The sequence below is a fragment of the Phytobacter diazotrophicus genome (genome assembly GCF_052061655.1).
In the GTDB taxonomy this organism is placed as follows: Bacteria; Pseudomonadota; Gammaproteobacteria; order Enterobacterales; family Enterobacteriaceae; genus Phytobacter; species Phytobacter diazotrophicus.
The window spans coordinates 1,705,357-1,725,758 of the sequence record NZ_CM125428.1 but is presented as its reverse complement, the minus strand read 5'-3'; the positions used below and the strand labels follow the sequence as shown (position 1 = coordinate 1,725,758).

The 20,402-nt window shown below is 53.6% G+C and carries 14 protein-coding genes; 8 read left to right on the top strand and 6 right to left on the bottom strand.

Features of this window, described 5'->3' with window-relative positions:
- The first annotated feature begins 4 nt into the window (after positions 1-4).
- The gene (gene rcsB, locus ACS0RQ_RS08295; protein WP_039079923.1) at positions 5-655 is read left to right on the top strand and encodes a response regulator transcription factor RcsB; all 651 of its coding nucleotides are present in this window, start codon (positions 5-7) and stop codon (positions 653-655) included.
- A gap of 34 nt (positions 656-689) precedes the next feature.
- On the opposite strand, the gene rcsC is transcribed toward rcsB, so the two are convergent.
- Both rcsC and gyrA read right to left on the bottom strand, forming a co-directional pair.
- Positions 690-3,536 carry a two-component system sensor histidine kinase RcsC gene (rcsC, locus tag ACS0RQ_RS08290; RefSeq protein WP_271850141.1) on the bottom strand — a complete coding sequence of 949 codons (2,847 nt, stop codon included), beginning with the start codon at positions 3,534-3,536 and terminating at the stop codon, positions 690-692.
- Between the two features lie 113 nt (positions 3,537-3,649).
- Positions 3,650-6,289 (bottom strand): DNA topoisomerase (ATP-hydrolyzing) subunit A, encoded by a 2,640-nt coding sequence (gene gyrA, locus ACS0RQ_RS08285; RefSeq protein WP_271850140.1) that lies wholly within the window; start codon positions 6,287-6,289, stop codon positions 3,650-3,652.
- A gap of 158 nt (positions 6,290-6,447) precedes the next feature.
- Between gyrA and ubiG the strand changes: the two genes are divergently transcribed.
- The 4 genes from ubiG (at position 6,448) to yfaE (ending at position 11,274) form a co-directional block, all read left to right on the top strand.
- Entirely contained in the window at positions 6,448-7,176 is a 729-nt protein-coding gene (gene ubiG, locus ACS0RQ_RS08280; RefSeq protein ID WP_039079920.1) for a bifunctional 2-polyprenyl-6-hydroxyphenol methylase/3-demethylubiquinol 3-O-methyltransferase UbiG, read from the top strand.
- 346 nt (positions 7,177-7,522) lie between these two features.
- Complete coding sequence (nrdA, locus tag ACS0RQ_RS08275; RefSeq protein WP_271850138.1) at positions 7,523-9,808, top strand: class 1a ribonucleoside-diphosphate reductase subunit alpha; 2,286 nt, start codon at positions 7,523-7,525, stop codon at positions 9,806-9,808.
- A gap of 81 nt (positions 9,809-9,889) precedes the next feature.
- Positions 9,890-11,020, top strand: coding sequence for a class Ia ribonucleoside-diphosphate reductase subunit beta (nrdB, locus tag ACS0RQ_RS08270; RefSeq protein WP_271850137.1), 1,131 nt, complete (start codon positions 9,890-9,892; stop codon positions 11,018-11,020).
- Positions 11,020-11,274 (top strand): class I ribonucleotide reductase maintenance protein YfaE, encoded by a 255-nt coding sequence (yfaE, locus tag ACS0RQ_RS08265; RefSeq protein ID WP_039079917.1) that lies wholly within the window; start codon positions 11,020-11,022, stop codon positions 11,272-11,274. Before nrdB ends, yfaE begins: the two co-directional genes overlap by 1 nt.
- Positions 11,275-11,303: 29 nt before the next feature.
- Here yfaE and glpT read toward each other — a convergent pair whose 3' ends face one another.
- A complete protein-coding gene (gene glpT, locus ACS0RQ_RS08260; RefSeq protein ID WP_071195658.1) occupies positions 11,304-12,656 on the bottom strand; it encodes a glycerol-3-phosphate transporter in 1,353 nt (450 codons plus the stop codon).
- 274 nt (positions 12,657-12,930) lie between these two features.
- Here glpT and glpA point away from each other — a divergent pair, with 274 nt between their 5' ends.
- Genes glpA through glpC form a run of 3 tightly spaced genes read left to right on the top strand, consistent with a single transcriptional unit; the run spans position 12,931 to position 16,985 of the window.
- On the top strand, positions 12,931-14,553 hold the full coding sequence (gene glpA, locus ACS0RQ_RS08255; RefSeq protein ID WP_271850136.1) for an anaerobic glycerol-3-phosphate dehydrogenase subunit A: 1,623 nt from the start codon (positions 12,931-12,933) through the stop codon (positions 14,551-14,553).
- Positions 14,543-15,793, top strand: a complete 1,251-nt coding sequence (gene glpB, locus ACS0RQ_RS08250; RefSeq protein ID WP_271850135.1) for a glycerol-3-phosphate dehydrogenase subunit GlpB — start codon at positions 14,543-14,545, stop codon at positions 15,791-15,793. Before glpA ends, glpB begins: the two co-directional genes overlap by 11 nt.
- Position 15,794: 1 nt before the next feature.
- Complete coding sequence (glpC, locus tag ACS0RQ_RS08245) at positions 15,795-16,985, top strand: anaerobic glycerol-3-phosphate dehydrogenase subunit GlpC (RefSeq protein ID WP_039079979.1); 1,191 nt, start codon at positions 15,795-15,797, stop codon at positions 16,983-16,985.
- A 38-nt stretch (positions 16,986-17,023) separates the two neighbouring features.
- On the opposite strand, the gene yfaU is transcribed toward glpC, so the two are convergent.
- Genes yfaU through rhmD form a run of 3 tightly spaced genes read right to left on the bottom strand, consistent with a single transcriptional unit; the run spans position 17,024 to position 20,401 of the window.
- On the bottom strand, positions 17,024-17,830 hold the full coding sequence (gene yfaU, locus ACS0RQ_RS08240) for a 2-keto-3-deoxy-L-rhamnonate aldolase (RefSeq protein ID WP_039079978.1): 807 nt from the start codon (positions 17,828-17,830) through the stop codon (positions 17,024-17,026).
- Between the two features lie 21 nt (positions 17,831-17,851).
- The gene (locus ACS0RQ_RS08235; protein ID WP_271850134.1) at positions 17,852-19,141 is read right to left on the bottom strand and encodes an MFS transporter; all 1,290 of its coding nucleotides are present in this window, start codon (positions 19,139-19,141) and stop codon (positions 17,852-17,854) included.
- A 54-nt stretch (positions 19,142-19,195) separates the two neighbouring features.
- Positions 19,196-20,401, bottom strand: coding sequence for an L-rhamnonate dehydratase (rhmD, locus tag ACS0RQ_RS08230; RefSeq protein ID WP_271850133.1), 1,206 nt, complete (start codon positions 20,399-20,401; stop codon positions 19,196-19,198).
- Position 20,402: the final 1 nt, after the last annotated feature.

Genomic DNA, 20,402 nt, shown 5'->3' with positions numbered 1-20,402 from the left:
ATACATGAACAATATGAACGTAATTATTGCCGATGACCATCCGATTGTACTGTTCGGTATTCGCAAATCACTTGAACAGATCGAATGGGTGAATGTAGTCGGTGAATTTGAAGACTCTACAGCACTTATCAATAATCTGCCGAAACTTGAGGCCAATGTTCTTATCACCGATCTGTCAATGCCAGGCGATAAATACGGTGACGGCATCACGCTGATTAAATACATCAAACGCCATTTCCCGAACCTGTCCATCATTGTTCTGACAATGAACAACAACCCGGCAATCCTGAGCGCCGTGCTGGATCTGGACATTGAAGGGATCGTGCTGAAACAGGGCGCACCAACCGACCTGCCTAAGGCGCTGGCTGCATTACAGAAAGGCAAGAAATTTACCCCGGAAAGCGTTTCCCGCCTGCTGGAAAAAATCAGCGCTGGCGGTTATGGCGATAAACGTCTGTCACCGAAAGAGAGTGAAGTATTGCGTCTGTTTGCCGAAGGTTTCCTGGTCACCGAAATCGCCAAGAAACTGAACCGCAGTATCAAGACCATCAGTAGCCAGAAGAAATCTGCCATGATGAAACTGGGTGTTGATAATGATATCGCCCTGCTGAATTACCTCTCTTCGGTCACACTGACCCAGACCGAGAAAGAGTAATGCCTACGACCCCGGCTCCCGCCGGGGTTTGTTTTTATCGCCGCTCTTTTCTTACTCGCGCACTGTAAAGCGCCAGCGTCTGTTTCAGTACATCCAGTGTTACCGGCTTCGACAGGCAGCTATCCATACCCGACTCAAGACAACGCTGTTTCTCTTCTGCCAGCGCATTCGCCGTCACGCCGATAACCGGCAGGGTCATCCCCAATTCACGGATGCGTTGCGTCAGACGATAACCATCCATGTTCGGCATGTTAACGTCGCTGAGCACAATATCGATGGGGTTTTTACTCAGGACATTCAGGGCATCTACGCCGTCGTTTGCCGTTTTGCACTGATACCCCAGCGAGCCGAGCTGATCCGCCAGCAGACGGCGGTTGATCGGGTGATCGTCGACCACCAGAATCATCATGTCGTCATTACGCGCCTCGGCCGCGCCCGGCGGCGGTAGCGCGGTAGTGACTTGCGGCACCACCACCTCAACACGGTGAATTCGCCCAAGGATCGCAATCAGATCATGCGGCGACGCCACGCTAACCAGCCATTCATTTGGCGTACGTTCCAGCGGAATACCAATATGGCGACGGCAGAACATGACGGCGGCCCGCCCGCTCCAGGACGCGGGCAGTTCATCATCCGTAATAAAGGTGTCGTTTGCCCCCAGTGGGCGACCATCATAGTGCTGGACCTGAATGCCATTATGCGCCAGCAAGGTTTCCAGATAACTGTTAAGAAATGCATTGCGTACCGCCAGCCAACAACAGGTATTCGCAAGGCCATCAACATCCGCAGACGCAAGCTCAACGGCGTTATACAGCGGAATACGGATGGTAAACTGGCTGCCCATACCCGGTTCGGTATCGACACTAATATCGCCATCCATCATGCTGATCAGTTTTTCGCAAATCGCCAGCCCCAGCCCGGTCCCCTGGAAGTTACGCTGCACGCCGGTACCCACCTGGAAGAAGGGATCGAACAACCGCACCACTTCCTTGGCCGGGATCCCGACGCCGGTATCGCGCACACGGATACTCAGATAGTGTTCATCCCGGCGGACATGGAGAATAATGCAGCCGATATCGGTAAACTTAATGGCGTTGCTGAGCAGGTTGGAGATAACCTGCTGCAGACGCATCGGATCGCCATTCAGCGTGGCAGGCACGTCCGGCTCGATAAAACAGTAAAGGCCGAGCTGTTTACGGACCACCAGCGGCGCATAGTTGGCGGTGATATGACTCATCACCTCGCGCGGGGAGAACTCACGCGGCTCAATTTTGAGTTGCTCAGATTCGATTTTTGAGAAATCGAGAATGTCGCTGATGATTTTTAGCAGCAGGCTCGACGAGTTATTCATCGCCGTCACCAGACGGTCAACGCCTTTCGGCAGATCTTTGGTTTGCAGCAGATCGAGGTTACCAATAATGCCGTACAGCGGCGTACGCAGTTCGTGACTGACGGTTGCCAGGAACATCGATTTTGACTGACTCGCCTGCTCTGCCGCCTGCGCCATCTCCTGCAGCGACTCTTCCATTTTGACGCGCGCAGACACATCCACCAGCACACAAATCGCCACGTTTTCGTTGCGATAACGAGAATGTACGAAGCTTATCTGCAAATTGGTATTGTTGCTGGTCAGTACATCCACAAAGTTTACCTGCTGCCCGCAGATAATTTGCGTCAGACGTTGCCGATCTTCGTGGGTGAGCATATTCAGGTAGTTATGCGCCAGTTCATTACTCAGAATGTTGGTGCCATCCTGGGTACGTAAAATACAGATCCCCACCGGCGCCGAGGCGACGATTTTACGGTTGAACTGCTCGTGCTCTTCCAGACGCTGGGCGTCTGTTTCCGCCGGAATAAAAATTCGCCGTTCATACATGCGTGCAAGGGTAAACAGCGCAATCCCCACAAGGATGTTAAGCAGCACCGCATTGAGGATCAGCATGCGAATACGCTCAAGCACCAAGTCCACAGGCACCGAGTAGACGATACTCAGCGGCGATGGCGGCAGGCTCTTTTTGAGGATAAGGTCATGAAAGCCGGAGGTGTAACCAAACCAGGAGCGCACCTGCAGCCAGCGCGGATCCGCCTCGATACGATTTTCCGCACCGGTCAGGGAAATCAACGCGCGTCCGCTTTCATCAAAGATGGTCACCCCCATCGGCAAACTGCCAGGGGTGAAGAAGTTCTCCATCCGAATGGATTGTTCCGTTCCCAGCAACGCCTGCAGACGATTGCCCAGATAAACCGGCGTCAGCGCATAAAAATAGCCGACTCCCGGACGCGGCCCCTGACTCATCCAGTACAGGTTGTTACCACGTTCATCCTGCGGCGCATTGCGGTATTTCAGAATGCGTTCATGCAGGCTTTTCAATGTCTCGTCGCGCTCGACCGGCACATCACGCAGGCCAAAATCCGCCACGCAAAGATTCTCGCTACCAATCAGGAATACGCGATTCAGGTCGTAAGCCGCCGAGAAGTTATCCCGCCAGTAGCGCATAAACCAGGCCAGTGATTCCAGAGAACCACGCCAGGCCGTGCCCATTTTCGAGCAGTCAGAATCGGGGAACAGCGGCTGAAAATCAGGTACATCCGTTTTCGCATCCAGCCCACGAGAGGCAAGAATACCGTTTTCTGCCGTCAGACGGTTTTCAGCGATGTATTTCAGCTCTTTCATGACGTCGGAGGTGCGCTGAATATACCGCTGCGCCTGATCGGCGCTGAGGTTAAATTCCTGGCGTATCTCCGACTCTTTATCACGCAACGCGTTGACGATGTAGAACACCGAAAAGAGAGCAATCAGCAGCCAAAGCACCAGAGCCAGCGCGCGGAAAAGATAGCGCGAGACTTTCAAAGTGCTACGAAAAGAGACGAGGTATTTCAACCTGGGGAAACTCCGCCATGAGGGTGTAAAAGTGACTGAGATTAAAGTAGCGGTAAAATGCCGGTGCCGCAATGGCAAAGAGAAAGGGCCGGAAAACCGGCCCTCAGCACAGATTACTCGTCGGTGTCGGCGTCGTCGTCAGCCGCGCCATCGTCAACTTCCGGGGCAATTTCATCATCCCCTTCCGCGACGCTGCCATCGATGGAGTCAAGTTCTTCGTCGTCCACCGGTTCGGCTACACGCTGCAGACCGACCACGTTTTCGTCTTCTGCGGTACGAATCAGGATCACACCCTGGGTGTTACGCCCTACCACGCTGATTTCCGACACACGCGTACGCACCAGCGTACCGGCATCGGTGATCATCATGATCTGGTCGGTATCAGTGACCTGTACCGCCCCCACCACGGAACCGTTACGTTCGGTCACCTTGATGGAGATAACGCCCTGCGTACCACGTGATTTGGTCGGGTACTCGGTTTCAGCCGTACGTTTACCGTAACCATTCTGCGTCACGGTGAGGATTGCCCCTTCGCCACGTGGAATGATCAGCGAAACGACTTTGTCCTCGCCTGCCAGCTTGATACCGCGAACACCTGTCGCGGTACGTCCCATCGCACGAACGGCACCTTCTTTGAAGCGCACCACTTTACCGGCGGCAGAGAACAGCATGACTTCGTCCTGACCAGAGGTCAGATCGACGCCGATCAGTTCGTCGCCTTCATTGAGGTTAACCGCAATGATCCCGGCAGAGCGCGGACGGCTGAACTCGGTCAACGCGGTTTTCTTCACGGTACCGCTGGCGGTCGCCATAAAGACGCTTACGCCCTCTTCATACTCGCGTACCGGCAGAATGGCGGTGATACGCTCATTCGGCTCCAGCGGCAGCAGGTTGACGATCGGACGACCACGCGCGCCACGGCTCGCTTCCGGCAACTGGTAAACTTTCATCCAGTACAGACGACCACGGCTGGAGAAGCAGAGGATCGTGTCGTGGGTGTTGGCCACCAGCAGACGGTCGATAAAGTCTTCTTCTTTAATACGCGCCGCAGACTTCCCTTTACCACCACGACGTTGCGCTTCGTAGTCGGTAAGCGGCTGGTATTTCACGTAGCCCTGATGCGACAGCGTAACCACAACATCTTCTTCGTTGATCAGATCTTCAATGTTGATGTCGGCGGTGTTGGCGGTGATCTCAGTACGACGATCGTCACCGAACTGCTCACGAACCAGTTCCAGCTCTTCGCGGATAACTTCCATCAGACGATCGGCGCTACCGAGGATATGCAGCAGCTCGGCAATCTGTTCCAGCAGCTCTTTATATTCTTCGAGCAGTTTTTCATGCTCAAGGCCTGTCAGTTTCTGCAAACGCAGATCCAGAATCGCCTGTGCCTGCTGTTCGGTCAGGTAGTATTTACCGTCACGAATACCGAACTCTGGCTCCAGCCATTCAGGGCGCGCGGCGTTATCGCCTGCACGTTCCAGCATGGCGGAAACGTTGCCCAAATCCCACGGCTGCGCGATAAGACCGGCTTTCGCTTCTGCCGGGGTCGGCGCACGGCGAATCAGCTCGATAATCGGATCGATATTCGCCAGCGCAACGGCCAACGCTTCAAGGATATGCGCACGGTCACGCGCTTTGCGCAGTTCGAAAATCGTACGACGCGTCACGACTTCGCGGCGGTGACGGACAAACGCGGACAGAATGTCTTTCAGGTTCATGATCTTCGGCTGACCATGGTGCAGTGCCACCATGTTGATACCGAAGGAAACCTGGAGCTGGGTCTGGGAGTACAGGTTATTCAGTACCACCTCACCCACTGCGTCACGTTTGATTTCAATCACGATGCGCATCCCGTCTTTATCAGACTCGTCACGCAGCGCACTGATACCTTCAACGCGTTTATCTTTAACCAGCTCGGCAATTTTCTCGATCAGGCGTGCTTTGTTCACCTGATACGGAATTTCATGCACGATAATGGTTTCACGACCGGTTTTCGCGTCAGCTTCCACTTCCGCGCGGGCGCGAATATAAATTTTGCCACGCCCGGTACGGTACGCTTCTTCAATACCGCGACGACCATTAATAATCGCGGCGGTCGGGAAGTCCGGCCCAGGGATATGTTCCATCAGCCCTTCAACGCTGATGTCTTCATTATCGATGTACGCCAGGCAACCGTTAATCACTTCCGTCAGGTTATGCGGAGGAATGTTGGTCGCCATCCCGACTGCAATACCGGAAGACCCGTTCACCAGCAGGTTCGGGATCTTGGTAGGCATAACATCAGGGATTTTTTCCGTACCGTCGTAGTTGTCGACGTAATCAACGGTCTCTTTTTCCAGATCGGCCATCAGCTCATGGGCAATTTTCGCCAGACGGATTTCCGTATAACGCATTGCCGCCGCGGAGTCGCCGTCAATCGAACCGAAGTTACCCTGACCATCAACCAGCATGTAGCGCAGTGAAAATGGCTGTGCCATACGCACAATGGTGTCATACACTGCGGAATCACCATGGGGATGGTATTTACCGATTACGTCACCAACGACACGGGCAGATTTTTTGTAGGCTTTGTTCCAGTCATTGCCCAAGACGTTCATGGCGTAAAGTACGCGACGGTGAACCGGCTTTAGACCATCGCGGACATCTGGCAGCGCACGGCCAACAATGACCGACATGGCATAATCCAGATAAGAACTTTTCAGCTCTTCCTCGATGTTGACCGGTGTAATTTCTCTCGCAAGGTCGCTCATCTAACCGCTATCCCTCTACTGTATCCCGGATTCAAAGGTCGCAAATTATAACACAACCGTAATGAATCAGGTAAACGGAAAGACCCCGCAGGGCGCTTTATTAGCGCCAGCAGACTGTTATACTCATCCGTCTTGCTAAAAAAGGAGTACGTATCCCCATGAATGCCGAAAAAACGTCGGTTGCTCAAAACGTTGACCAGGCTGAGATTGCCAAATTTGAAGCGGTCGCTTCTCGCTGGTGGGATCTGGAAGGCGAATTCAAACCTCTTCATCGCATCAACCCATTACGTCTGGGCTATATTGCAGAACGTGCTGACGGTCTGTTTGGCAAGAATGTACTGGATGTCGGCTGCGGTGGCGGCATTCTGGCGGAGAGCATGGCGCGCGAAGGGGCGATAGTCACCGGGCTGGATATGGGCTTTGAACCGCTACAGGTCGCCAGGCTTCATGCTCTGGAGTCCGGCATTCGCGTCGAATACGTGCAAGAGACCGTCGAAGACCACGCCGATAAACATCCGCAGCAATATGATGTTGTCACCTGCATGGAGATGCTGGAACACGTACCGGACCCGCAATCGGTGGTCAACGCCTGCGCGCGGCTGGTCAAACCCGGCGGCCATGTCTTCTTCTCGACCATTAACCGTAACGGCAAAGCGTGGTTGATGGCGGTGGTTGGCGCGGAGTATGTGCTGAAAATGGTGCCGAAAGGGACGCACGACGTGAAGAAATTTATCAAACCGGCAGAACTGCTCGGTTGGGTGAATGAATCCGGGCTAAAGGAGCGCCACATTACGGGCCTGCATTACAACCCGCTGTTAAATGCCTTTAAGCTCGCGCCCGGTGTGGATGTGAATTATATGTTACATACAAAGCCAAAAAACGTCTGACGTCATTCACTATTCTTATAAAGATTGCGCTACATCATGTCGCGCGATCTCCCCTTCCCGATGAAGAAATCAGCGTTTGATCAAATTTTCATTTTTTTTTGCGAAATATTGACATCCCCGCCAGGCCTTATGCGACGTGGACTTAGCCTTTATCACTCTTTTGCAACCTCAATTTAACGTCAAAATCAACTCTTGTACTCAAAAGAATCCTTACTAGAATACTCACCATATAGCGTTTCTCTTATCATATACCCCCAACATATAGTATTTATCCACAGACTTAGTCACAACGTGGTTCTGTGGATAATTGGGGGATATTTTTTATTCACGGACAGGTAAATTTCACATGAATCAGAGTCTGCTGGTGACAAAGCGCGACGGTAGCACCGAGCGCATCAATCTCGACAAAATTCATCGGGTGCTGGATTGGGCGGCAGAGGGGCTGAGTAATGTATCCATCTCCCAGGTGGAACTGCGTTCCCATATTCAGTTCTACGACGGCATCAAAACGTCCGACATTCATGAGACTATTATCAAAGCCGCTGCGGACCTGATCTCCCGTGAAGCGCCAGACTACCAGTACCTCGCCGCGCGCCTGGCCATTTTCCACCTGCGTAAAAAAGCCTACGGTCAGTTCGAGCCGCCAGCGCTGTACGACCATGTGGTAAAAATGGTTGAACTTGGCAAATACGACACGCATCTGCTGGAAGACTACACGGAAGAAGAGTTCAAGCAGATGGACGAGTTTATCGACCACTGGCGCGATATGAATTTCTCCTACGCGGCCGTTAAGCAGCTTGAAGGCAAATACCTGGTTCAGAACCGTGTAACAGGCGAAATCTACGAGAGCGCGCAGTTCCTCTATATCCTGGTGGCTGCCTGCCTGTTCTCAGGGTATCCACGCGAGACGCGTCTGAGCTACGTGAAACGCTTCTATGATGCGGTCTCTACATTCAAAATTTCTCTGCCGACGCCGATTATGTCCGGCGTACGTACTCCGACACGTCAGTTCAGCTCTTGCGTGCTGATCGAGTGCGGCGACAGCCTGGACTCGATCAACGCCACTTCCAGCGCAATTGTGAAATATGTTTCCCAGCGTGCCGGTATCGGTATCAACGCGGGTCGTATTCGTGCGCTGGGTAGCCCGATTCGCGGCGGTGAAGCGTTCCACACCGGCTGTATCCCGTTCTACAAACACTTCCAGACCGCGGTAAAATCCTGCTCTCAGGGCGGTGTGCGTGGTGGTGCGGCGACCCTGTTCTATCCGATGTGGCATCTGGAAGTTGAAAGCCTGCTGGTTCTGAAAAACAACCGTGGCGTTGAAGGTAACCGTGTACGTCACATGGACTACGGCGTACAGATCAACAAACTGATGTACACCCGCCTGCTGAAAGGGGAAGAGATCACCCTGTTCAGCCCGTCTGACGTCCCGGGCCTGTATGACGCGTTTTTCGCCGATCAGGATGAGTTCGAGCGTCTGTACACCAAATACGAGAAAGACGACAGCATCCGCAAACAGCGCGTGAAAGCCGTTGAGCTGTTCTCGCTGATGATGCAGGAACGTGCCTCTACCGGCCGTATCTATATCCAGAACGTTGACCATTGTAACACCCACAGCCCGTTTGACCCGGTGGTTGCGCCAGTGCGCCAGTCTAACCTGTGCCTGGAAATCGCTCTGCCAACCAAACCGCTGGAAGACGTGAACGACGAAAACGGTGAAATCGCGCTCTGTACGCTGTCTGCCTTTAACCTGGGTGCAATTTCTAACCTGGAAGAGCTGGAAGAGCTGGCGGTGCTTGCCGTGCGTGCGCTGGATGCCCTGCTGGATTACCAGGACTACCCGATTCCAGCGGCAAAACGCGGTGCAATGGGCCGTCGTACGCTGGGTATTGGTGTAATTAACTTCGCCTACTGGCTGGCGAAAAACGGCAAACGCTACTCCGATGGCAGCGCCAACAACCTGACCCACAAAACGTTTGAAGCCATTCAGTACTACCTGCTGAAAGCATCTAACGAACTGGCGAAAGAGCAAGGCGCATGCCCATGGTTTAACGAAACCACCTACTCCAAAGGCATTATGCCTATTGATACCTACAAGAAAGACCTGGACGGTATCACCAGCGAGCCCCTGCACTACGACTGGGACGCCCTGCGTGAATCGGTGAAAACTTACGGCCTGCGTAACTCCACGCTGTCTGCGCTGATGCCGTCGGAAACCTCATCGCAGATCTCCAATGCCACCAACGGCATTGAGCCGCCGCGCGGCCATGTGAGCATCAAGGCGTCGAAAGACGGTATTCTGCGTCAGGTGGTGCCGGATTATGAGTTGTTGAAAGATAAGTACGAGCTGCTGTGGGAAATGCCGAACAACGACGGCTATCTGCAACTGGTGGGCATCATGCAGAAATTTATCGACCAGTCGATCTCTGCAAATACCAACTATGACCCGACACGTTTCCCGTCCGGAAAAGTGCCGATGCAGCAATTGCTGAAAGACTTGCTCACTGCCTATAAATTTGGCGTGAAGACCCTGTACTATCAAAACACCCGCGACGGTGCGGAAGATGCGCAGGATGATCTGGTGCCGTCCATTCAGGATGATGGCTGCGAAAGCGGCGCATGTAAGATCTAATGTAAATGCCGGGTGGCGCTACGCTTACCCGGCCTACGATTTTGTTTGCCCGATCTACAAAATCTCTCACAGGACACACTCATGGCATACACCACCTTTTCACAGACGAAAAACGACCAGCTCAAAGAGCCAATGTTCTTCGGCCAGCCGGTCAACGTGGCGCGCTACGATCAGCAAAAATATGACATCTTTGAAAAGCTGATTGAAAAGCAACTCTCCTTCTTCTGGCGTCCGGAAGAAGTTGACGTTTCCCGCGACCGTATTGACTACCAGGCGTTGCCGGAACACGAAAAACACATTTTCATCAGCAACCTGAAATACCAGACGCTGCTGGACTCTATTCAGGGTCGTAGCCCGAACGTGGCGCTGTTGCCGCTGATTTCGATCCCGGAACTGGAAACCTGGGTTGAAACCTGGGCGTTTTCAGAAACGATCCATTCGCGCTCTTACACCCACATCATCCGTAATATCGTGAACGATCCGGCGATTGTGTTTGACGATATCGTCACCAACGAGCAGATCCAGAAACGTGCCGAGGGCATTTCGGCCTATTACGATGAACTGATTGAGCTAACCAGCTACTGGCATCTGCTTGGCGAAGGTACCCATACCGTTAACGGTAAAAGCGTGACCGTGAACCTGCGCGAGCTGAAAAAGAAACTGTATCTGTGTCTGATGAGCGTTAACGCACTGGAAGCTATTCGCTTCTACGTCAGCTTTGCCTGCTCTTTCGCCTTTGCGGAGCGCGAACTGATGGAAGGCAACGCCAAAATCATCCGTCTGATTGCACGCGATGAAGCGCTGCATCTGACCGGGACTCAGCACATGCTGAACCTGCTGCGTTCAGGTAGCGATGACCCGGAAATGGCTGAGATTGCCGAAGAGTGCAAACAGGAGTGCTATGACCTGTTCGTCCAGGCGGCTCAGCAGGAGAAAGAGTGGGCAGAGTATCTGTTCCGCGACGGCTCCATGATCGGTCTGAATAAAGACATCCTGTGGCAGTATATTGAGTACATCACCAATATCCGCATGCAGGCGGTCGGCCTGGACTTGCCGTTCCAGACCCGCTCTAACCCGATTCCGTGGATCAATACCTGGCTGGTCTCTGACAACGTTCAGGTGGCTCCGCAGGAAGTGGAAGTCAGTTCTTATCTGGTTGGCCAGATCGACGCCGAAGTCGATACCGACGACCTGAGTAACTTCCAGCTCTGATGACGCGCGTAACCTTACGGCTGACGGGCACACAGGTGTTGTGCCAGGAAGAACATCCGTCTTTGTTGGTGGCGCTGGAATCACACCGCGTGCCGGTGGAATACCAGTGCCGCGAAGGTTACTGCGGCTCCTGTCGCTGTCGCCTGGTCACAGGCCAGGTCGACTGGCTGACCGAGCCGCTGGCCTTTATCCAGCCTGACGAAATATTACCCTGCTGCTGCAAAGCAAAAGGGGATATTGAGATTGAAATGTAAAAGGGCCGCGCGCGGCCCTTTTTATTGCCTTACCGGCGCTTAGCCGCCACTTGTGCATGATGTTTGCGTTCACCAATCATCACCACAATCAGCAAAAGCACAGCCAGAATGCTGCCGCCAATCATCACCATAAAACCACCGTCCCAACCGAAGAAATCGACGGTGTAACCCACAATCGCACTGGCCGCCACCGACCCGCCAAGGTAGCCGAATAAACCGGTGAAGCCCGCTGCCGTACCGGCGGCTTTTTTCGGAGCCAGTTCAAGAGCATGCAGACCAATGAGCATCACCGGGCCGTAGATCAGGAAGCCAATGACAATCATACAGACCATATCTATCGTCGGATTACCCGCCGGGTTTAACCAGTAGATGATCGTGGCGATGGTGACCAGCGTCATAAAGAAGACGCCTGTTGCACCACGATTACCTTTGAAAACTTTGTCCGACATCCAACCGCAAATCAGCGTTCCTGGGATCCCGGCATATTCATAAAAGAAGTAGGCCCAGGAAGATTTATCCAGCGCGAAATGTTTCACTTCTTTCAGGTAGGTGGGTGACCAGTCCAGAATGCCGTAGCGCAGCAGATAAACGAAGACGTTGGCGATGGCGATGTACCAGAGCAGACGGTTCGGGAAGACGTACTGCATAAAGATTTGCTTCGCCGTCAGTTCCTCTTCTGCCTTTTCGCTGTAATCGTCCGGGTAGTCGTTTTTATACTCTTCAATCGGCGGCAAGCCGCAGGACTGAGGAGTATCGCGCATCATAGCGAACGCGAAGATCGCCACAATGATTGCCCCAAACGCAGGCATATACAGCGCCGCGTGCCAGTCGTTAAACCAGGCCATACCCAACAGGAACAGCAACGGGGGAATACCGCCGCCGACGTTGTGCGCACAGTTCCATACAGACACTATCCTGCCACGCTCTTTTTGCGACCACCAGTGCACCATGGTACGTCCGCACGGCGGCCACCCCATTCCCTGGAACCAACCACACAGGAACAGCAGCACAAACATAATGGCAATGCTCGATGTCGCCCACGGGACAAATCCCATGAACAACATGACTGCCGCGGCCAGAATCAACCCGGCGGGCAGAAAAACGCGCGGATTCGAACGATCCGAGACCGACCCCATAATGAACTTTGAGAAACCATAGGCAATGGAGATCCCCGACAGCGCAAACCCTAAATCACCGCGGGAAAAGCCCTGCTCCACAAGGTAAGGCATGGCCAACGCAAAATTTTTGCGCACCAGATAATAGGCCGCATAGCCGAAGAAAATACCCAGGAAGATCTGCCAGCGCAGACGACGATAAACCGGGTCGATACGATCTTCAGGAAGTCTTTCTCGGTGGGATTCTGGCCGGAAAATACTCAACATATATGCCTCCGTGGCAGGGTTTTATCATTATATGTGACTACTATGAGTGAAAACGAAACCATGATTTCGTTTGTAACGGTTTTACCCGGCAAATTCTAACGACAAAAGGCGATTTGTCGCACCTTATGTTACACATTTATGACAAAGCTCCACTTTCAGACATAAAACCACGCTGGTTATTTTCGTTTTTTGCTCGAATATGCGCGATATCAAACAATCCATAGCAACAGTGTGGCTAAATGTTTCTATGGAATCCCGCTCGGAAGACGAAAATATGGGTAACTCAAACGATAACGATGTCATCATCATCGGCGGTGGCGCGACCGGAGCAGGCATCGCCCGCGACTGTGCATTGCGCGGACTGCGCGTGGTACTGCTTGAACGCCATGACATTGCCACAGGTGCCACCGGCCGCAATCACGGTTTATTGCACAGCGGTGCGCGTTACGCAGTGACCGATAACGAATCCGCCCGGGAATGCATTGCAGAAAACCAAATCCTCAAGCGTATCGCTCGCCACTGTATTGAGCCTACAGACGGTTTATTTATCACCCTGCCAGAAGACGATCTGGCTTATCAGCCTGTCTTTATTGATGCCTGCCAGCGCGCGGGGATTAACGCGCAGGCCATTACGCCAGAAGAAGCGCGGCGCACAGAACCCAGCGTAAACCCGGCACTGATTGGTGCCGTCCGCGTGCCCGATGGCACTGTGGATCCCTTTCGCCTGACCGCCAGCAATATGCTGGATGCGCGTGAACATGGCGCCACTATCCTGACAGGCCATGAAGTCTGCGGATTAATACGCCAGGGCGACAGGGTCACCGGTGTACAACTGATGAACCCGCAAACCCATGAAATTTATCCTCTGCATGCTCCTGTCGTGGTCAATGCCGCCGGGATTTGGGGCCAGCGCATCGCGGAGTATGCGGATTTACGGATTCGCATGTTCCCGGCCAAAGGAGCCCTGCTGATACTCGACCACCGTATCAATCAGCATGTGATAAACCGTTGTCGTAAACCGGCAGATGCCGACATCCTCGTACCCGGCGATACCATTTCCCTGATTGGCACCACCTCGACGCATATTGACTATAAGGATATTGACAACATCCGGGTGACGCCCGAAGAGGTCGATATTCTGCTGCGTGAAGGGGAAAAGCTGGCGCCAGTGATGGCGCAAACCCGTATCCTGCGCGCCTATGCAGGCGTACGTCCTTTGGTTGCCAGCGATGATGACCCGACAGGACGTAACGTAAGCCGCGGTATTGTGCTGCTCGATCACGCTCAACGTGACGGGATGGAAGGCTTTATCACCATTACTGGCGGCAAGCTGATGACCTACCGTCTGATGGCGGAGTGGGCCACAGATGCCGTCTGCCGCAAGCTCGGTCTTAACACCCCTTGTACCACAGCGACAACGCCGTTGCCCGGTTCACAGCAGCCTACCGAACAGGCGCTGAAAAAAATTATCTCACTGCCGGTGCCGCTACGCGGTTCGGCTATTTATCGCCATGGCGATCGCACACCAGCCTCGCTGGGCAGCGATCGCCACAGTCGTAGCCTGGTGTGCGAATGCGAAGCCGTCACCGCCGGGGAAGTCCAGTATGCCGTTGAAAACTTGAATGTTAACTCTCTGCTGGATCTGCGCCGCCGTACCCGCGTGGGCATGGGCACATGTCAGGGTGAACTGTGCGCCTGTCGCGCAGCCGGCTTACTGCACAGCATGCGGGTGACCAGTGAAACAGAATCTATTAACCAGCTTTGCGCATTTTTGAATGAGCGCTGGAAGGGCATCAAACCTGTCGCCTGGGGGGATGCGCTACGCGAAAGTGAATTTACACGTTGGGTCTATCAAGGACTGTGCGGGCTGGAAAAGGAGCCAACTGATGAAATTTGATACGGTTATTATCGGCGGCGGCCTCGCCGGGTTACTCTGCGGCATTCGGCTGAGCGAAAACGGTCAACGCTGTGCCATTGTCAGCCGCGGTCAGAGCGCACTCAATTTCTCTTCCGGCTCGCTGGACCTACTCTCCCGTCTGCCGGACGGGCAACCGGTCACCGACCTCATCGCCGGGGTAGACGCGTTACAGCGTATGCAAAGCGAACATCCTTATGCCTTACTGGGCGCTGAAAGGGTACGCCACTATGCAAAAATGACCCAGACCATGCTGGCAGACTGCGGCATGGCGCTAAAAGGTGAGGCCGATACGCCGCATATGCGCGTCACCCCACTGGGCACCTTCCGTCAGGCCTGGTTAAGCCCCAATGAAATTCCTCTCCAGCCGACAAAAGATATTGCCATTGGGGTCGTCGGTATTTGTGGGTTTCTCGATTTTCAGCCGCAACTCGCTGCCGCGTCACTGAAAAAACGTGGCATAAATGCCACCGCAGAAGAGATAACGCTGCCGGTGCTGGACCGCGTGCGGGATAACCCGAGTGAATTTCGCGCCGTCAATATCGCCCGTGTACTGGATGTTGCACAGAATTTTGACGAGCTGTACCGCGCCTTGCTGCCGTTAAGCCGTCAGTACGACGAGCTTTACTTCCCGGCCTGTTTCGGCCTGCAGGATAGCGCCGTCTTTACACGACTTAACCAACAACTCTCCTGTCCGCTACGGTTGCTGCCTACCCTGCCGCCATCGGTTCCCGGCACCCGCATGCAATCACGCCTGCAACAGCGTTTTATCCAAAGCGGTGGGACATGGATGCCCGGTGATGAGGTGATCCGTGCCGATGTGGAAAGTGAGCGCGTGACACAACTGTGGACGCGCAAGCATGAGGATATTGCGCTACGTCCACGCCATGTGGTGCTCGCCAGCGGCAGTTTTTTCAGTAACGGTTTGATTGCCGAACGCGATCGCGTACGGGAAACCATTTTTGACCTCGACGTGTTACAAAGCCCCGGACGGGAAAGCTGGTATCGCGACAACGTCTTTGATACCCAGCCCTGGCAGCAGTTTGGCGTGATCACTGACGAAACGCTACGCGCTAAGCGCCAGGGCACGACGCAGGATAACCTGTATGTGGTGGGCTCCGTTTTGGGTGGCTTTGATGCGGTTGCTCAGGGGTGTGGGGGTGGCGTTTGCGCGGTTACCGCGCTGTATGCCGCAGAACAAATTTGCGCCGGGGGGAGGTAAAATGACCACAACTCAGTTTGAAAGCTGTATCAAATGCACCGTGTGCACCACGGTTTGCCCGGTCAGCGCGGTGAATCCTGCTTACCCTGGCCCGAAACAGGCGGGGCCGGATGGGGAGCGTTTACGTCTAAAAGACCCGGCGTTGTTTGACGAGGCGCTGAAATACTGCACCAACTGTAAACGCTGTGAAACCGCCTGTCCGTCTGGCGTAAAGATTGGCGATATTATTCAGCGCGCGCGTTCGCAATATGCCGTCAATCCACCTTCACTGCGTAATGCCATTCTGAGTCATACGGATTTGATGGGGTCGTTATCCACCCCATTCGCGCCGCTGGTTAATACCGCCACGTCGCTCAAACCCGTTCGCCAGTTGCTTGATAAGGCGCTGAAAATCGATCATCACCGGACGCTGCCAAAATATTCCCATGGCACTTTCCGCCGCTGGTACCGCTCCGTGGCTGACAAGCAAAAGGCGTTTGATCAGCAGGTGGCGTTTTTCCATGGCTGCTATGTGAATTACAACCATCCGCAACTGGGCAAAGATCTCTTGCAAGTGCTGAACGCGATGGGAATCGGTGTGCAGCTCCTGCGTCAGGAAAAATGTTGCGGGGTACCGCTGATTGCCAATGGCTATTTTGCGAAAGCGAAAAAGCAGGCGGAATTTAATATTCGGGCGTTGCAGCAGAGCATCACAGGAGACGGTATTCCGGTGATTGCCACCTCATCAACCTGTACCTTCACTTTGCGAGATGAATATCCGCATCTGCTGGATGTCGATAACCACCATTTACGTCCGCATATCGACCTGGCTACGCGTTGGATCTGGCGCAAGCTGGAGGAAGGCAATACGCTTAAGCTCAAAGAATTACCGTTGAAAGTGGTTTACCACACACCGTGCCATATGGAGAAAATGGGCTGGACGCACTACACCCTGGATCTGCTGCGACGTATTCCCGGGCTGGAACTTACCGTACTGGATTCACGTTGTTGCGGGATAGCGGGGACCTACGGCTTTAAGCGTGAAAATTACGCCACTTCGCAGGCGATTGGCGAACCGTTGTTCCGCCAGATTGAGGAGAGCGGTGCGGATTTGGTGATCACAGATTGTGAAACCTGTAAGTGGCAGGTGGAAATGTCCACAAGCCTACGCTGCGAACATCCTATAACCCTACTGGCGCAGGCGTTGCGCTAAAAGGTTCGCCCGCCGTAACCCTCCCGGCGGGCGAATAATTAATAACTGCCCTTCGTTGCCGATGCTGAAGGTCTGGCCCCTTTAAATATCGCCAGCCGTTCATCTAACGCATTCGTATACAACATGGTGTCCACACCGACCGCCACGAAGTTAGCTCCCCACTCCAGCACTTTTTTTGCCATGAGCGGATCGACCGCCAGAAAACCCGCCGCTTTCCCGGCATCACGTATCTGCTTAATGGCCTGTTCAATGGCGCGTTGCACGTCCGGATGACCACTGTTGTCAGGATAGCCCAACGATGCGGAGAGGTCGGCAGGACCGATAAAGACCCCATCAATACCATCAACATGCAAAATGGCATCAAGGTTATCCAGCGCCGCTTTGCTTTCAACCTGAATCAACAAGCACAACTCTTCATTCGCGCGAGCCATATAATTTTCGACCCGCCCCCAGCGGGCGGCGCGCGCGACACTCGCCCCCACGCCGCGAACACCCTGTGGCGGGTAACGCGTGGCCGCCACCACATCCTGCGCCTGCTCTGCGCTCTCCACCATGGGAATTAACAATGTGCGGGCACCAATATCGAGCACCTGTTTGATAAGAACACGGCTCCCCTCAACGGGCCGAATGACGGCCTGGCTGGTGTAAGGCGCAATGGCCTGCAACTGGTGATAGAGATCCTGAATAGTATTCGGCGCATGTTCGCCATCAATCAATAACCAGTCATAGCCGGAGGTCGCTGCAATCTCAGCCATATACGATGTAGTAGAACTTAACCACAGGCCAATCTGCGTTTCGCCTTTTAGCAGACCCGCTTTAAACGGGTTGGATAAAATCGGATCCATTGTCATTTCACTTCCTTTTTGTCATGAATGAACGCTGTTCGAGTGAGAGACAGCCTGTTTTACATTCAGTGTTAAAATGATCAGCGCACCGGCAATCGCCACGCCTGCAAGGGTGAGAAGCCCGGCAGCGCCGCTGGCAAACAGGGTTTCAGCTTTGACACGAATGATCGGGGCCAGAAATCCGCCGACCGCACCAAACAAATTCACAAAGCCAATACCTGCCGCCAGCGCCGTTCCGGACAGAAGCTGTGTTGGCATGGTCCAGAAAACCGGTTGTACGGCAATAAATCCCACCGCCGCGACGCATAAAGCAACAATGGCCAGCACGGGAGAGACCAGGCCAGATACGCCAATACCAATGCCCGCCGCTAACAGCGTCAGCGCAGCAATGTTGCGTCTTTCACCGGTCTTATCGGAATAACGAGGAATAAGCCAGGTACCAAAAAGGGCGGCAATCCAGGGGATAGCGGTGACGACAGAGGCGGTGAACCCCACTTTTGTCCCCAGCAATGCGGCCACTTGCGTCGGCAGGAAAAAAATCAATCCATATACTGCGACCTGGATAGTCAGATAAATGATAGCCAGTTGCCATACCCGCCCATTACGCAGCGCATCGGCCAGACGTGACGTCACTTTACTTTCCTCTTCGCTGGCAAGCTGGGCCTCAAGAACGCCCTTCTCTTGCGGCGTGAGGAACCGTGCCTGGGCTGGCGTATCGTCCAGCCAGAAGAAGGTAAAGATACCTGCAGAGACAGCCAGCAGGCCTTCAATCAAGAACATCCAGAACCACCCCGGATGCCCCATAAAACCATGCATCTCAAGTAAAGCGCCGGACAGCGGTGAGCCCAGCGTCAAAGCTAATGGCGCACCCATGTAAAAAAGCCCCATAATGCTGGCGCGATTGCGCTGAGGGAACCATTGAGAGGTCAGGTAAATCATGCCAGGGAAGAAGCCAGCTTCCGCCGCCCCAAGAAGCGTGCGGACAAGCAGAAATTTGGCTTCGGTATCAGCCCAGGCCATTGCCGCGGAGAGAAATCCCCATAACAGGGTCGTCCCTCCAATCCAGTAGCGTGCGCCAAACTTACGCATCAACAGATTAGCCGGCACGCCGAGGAAGGCGTACACCACAAAAAAGATCCCCGCCCCCAACGCATAGGCTTCGTTGCTAAGGCCGGTGTCTATCTGATACGTCTCTTTTGCAAAGCCAATATTCGAACGATCAAGAAATGCCAGGACGTATAACATCAACATAAAGGGGATTAAACGGGCGCGGTTTTTCTTTACCACGCTATCCAATAAGCTGGTATTCATCGTAATGACCTCATGTAGGGCTGCGCCGCGTCATGGCGGCGCGACGCGGAGGAATTAATGGTTATACGGGCGCTTTAAATTACAGTTGCGATTAAGCTCAACACCGAAGCCCGGTTTATCGAGCACACTCTTATGAATGCGACCATTCACTGGCACCGGTTCATCCACCAGGATGGGATCAAATTGCGGACGCAGCGTAGAGCAGTCGGGGCTGGTCATTAAAAACTCACTAAATGGCGTGTTAGTGAAGGTAATAACCGCGTGATGGGAATAAACCGAAGAACCATGTGGCACGACAAGCTGCCCGCGTGCTTTTGCGATCGCGGCGATTTCCACCAGCGTCGTTAAGCCGCCGCACCAGCCGACATCGGGCTGCATGATATCAATCCCGGTTTCCGATAACGTACGGAATGATTGCAGCGTACCGTGATGCTCACCGCTGGTGACCATCATGCCAGCAGGAGCATTACGTTTAAGTTCGCGATAGCCCTCATATTGCTGCGGTGGCAGACACTCCTCGATCCATTTCAGATTATACGGGGCACAGGCATGGGCCAATTTGGTGGCATAATTAACATCCTGGCTCATCCAGCAATCCAGCATCAGCCAGAAATTTTCACCGCATTTCTCGCGATATTCAGCAACCATTGCCGCATCTTTGCGAATACCCGCATCACCATCATGTGGGCCCCAGTGTGTCGGCATTTTGCCGCCAATAAACCCCATCTCTTTAGCCAGGTCGGGGCGCGCGCCGGTCGCATAAAACCGGATTTCGTCACGCACCGCCCCACCGAGCAATTTATAAACGGGTAACCCGACAACCTTGCCAAACAGATCCCACAAGGCCAGATCGACACAGGAAATCGTATTCATAACCAGCCCGCCAGACCCTGCGTAATACAAGGTGGAATTAAGCATTTGATCATGAATAAGCTTGATATCACTGACGCATTTACCCTCGATAAAGCGGTTTAAATGCTTTTCAACAATAAAGCAGCCCATCTCGCCTGCCGTGGAAACAGCAAAGCCCGTCTGGCCATTTTCAGCTTCCACTTCAACAATTAAGGTTCCCAGCACGTTAATACCGAAAGACTGCCGGGATTGTTCATAGGCCTTGTATTTGCTCATTGGGGTGGCGATATGGTCATCTATCCAGTGATGAGCGCCCTGATCGTGATAATCACCGCCGCCTGCCCCTTTCTCTGCGGTAGCGCCGCCAATGAACCAGGCTCTGACATGTTTAATTTTCGGTAAGGTCATG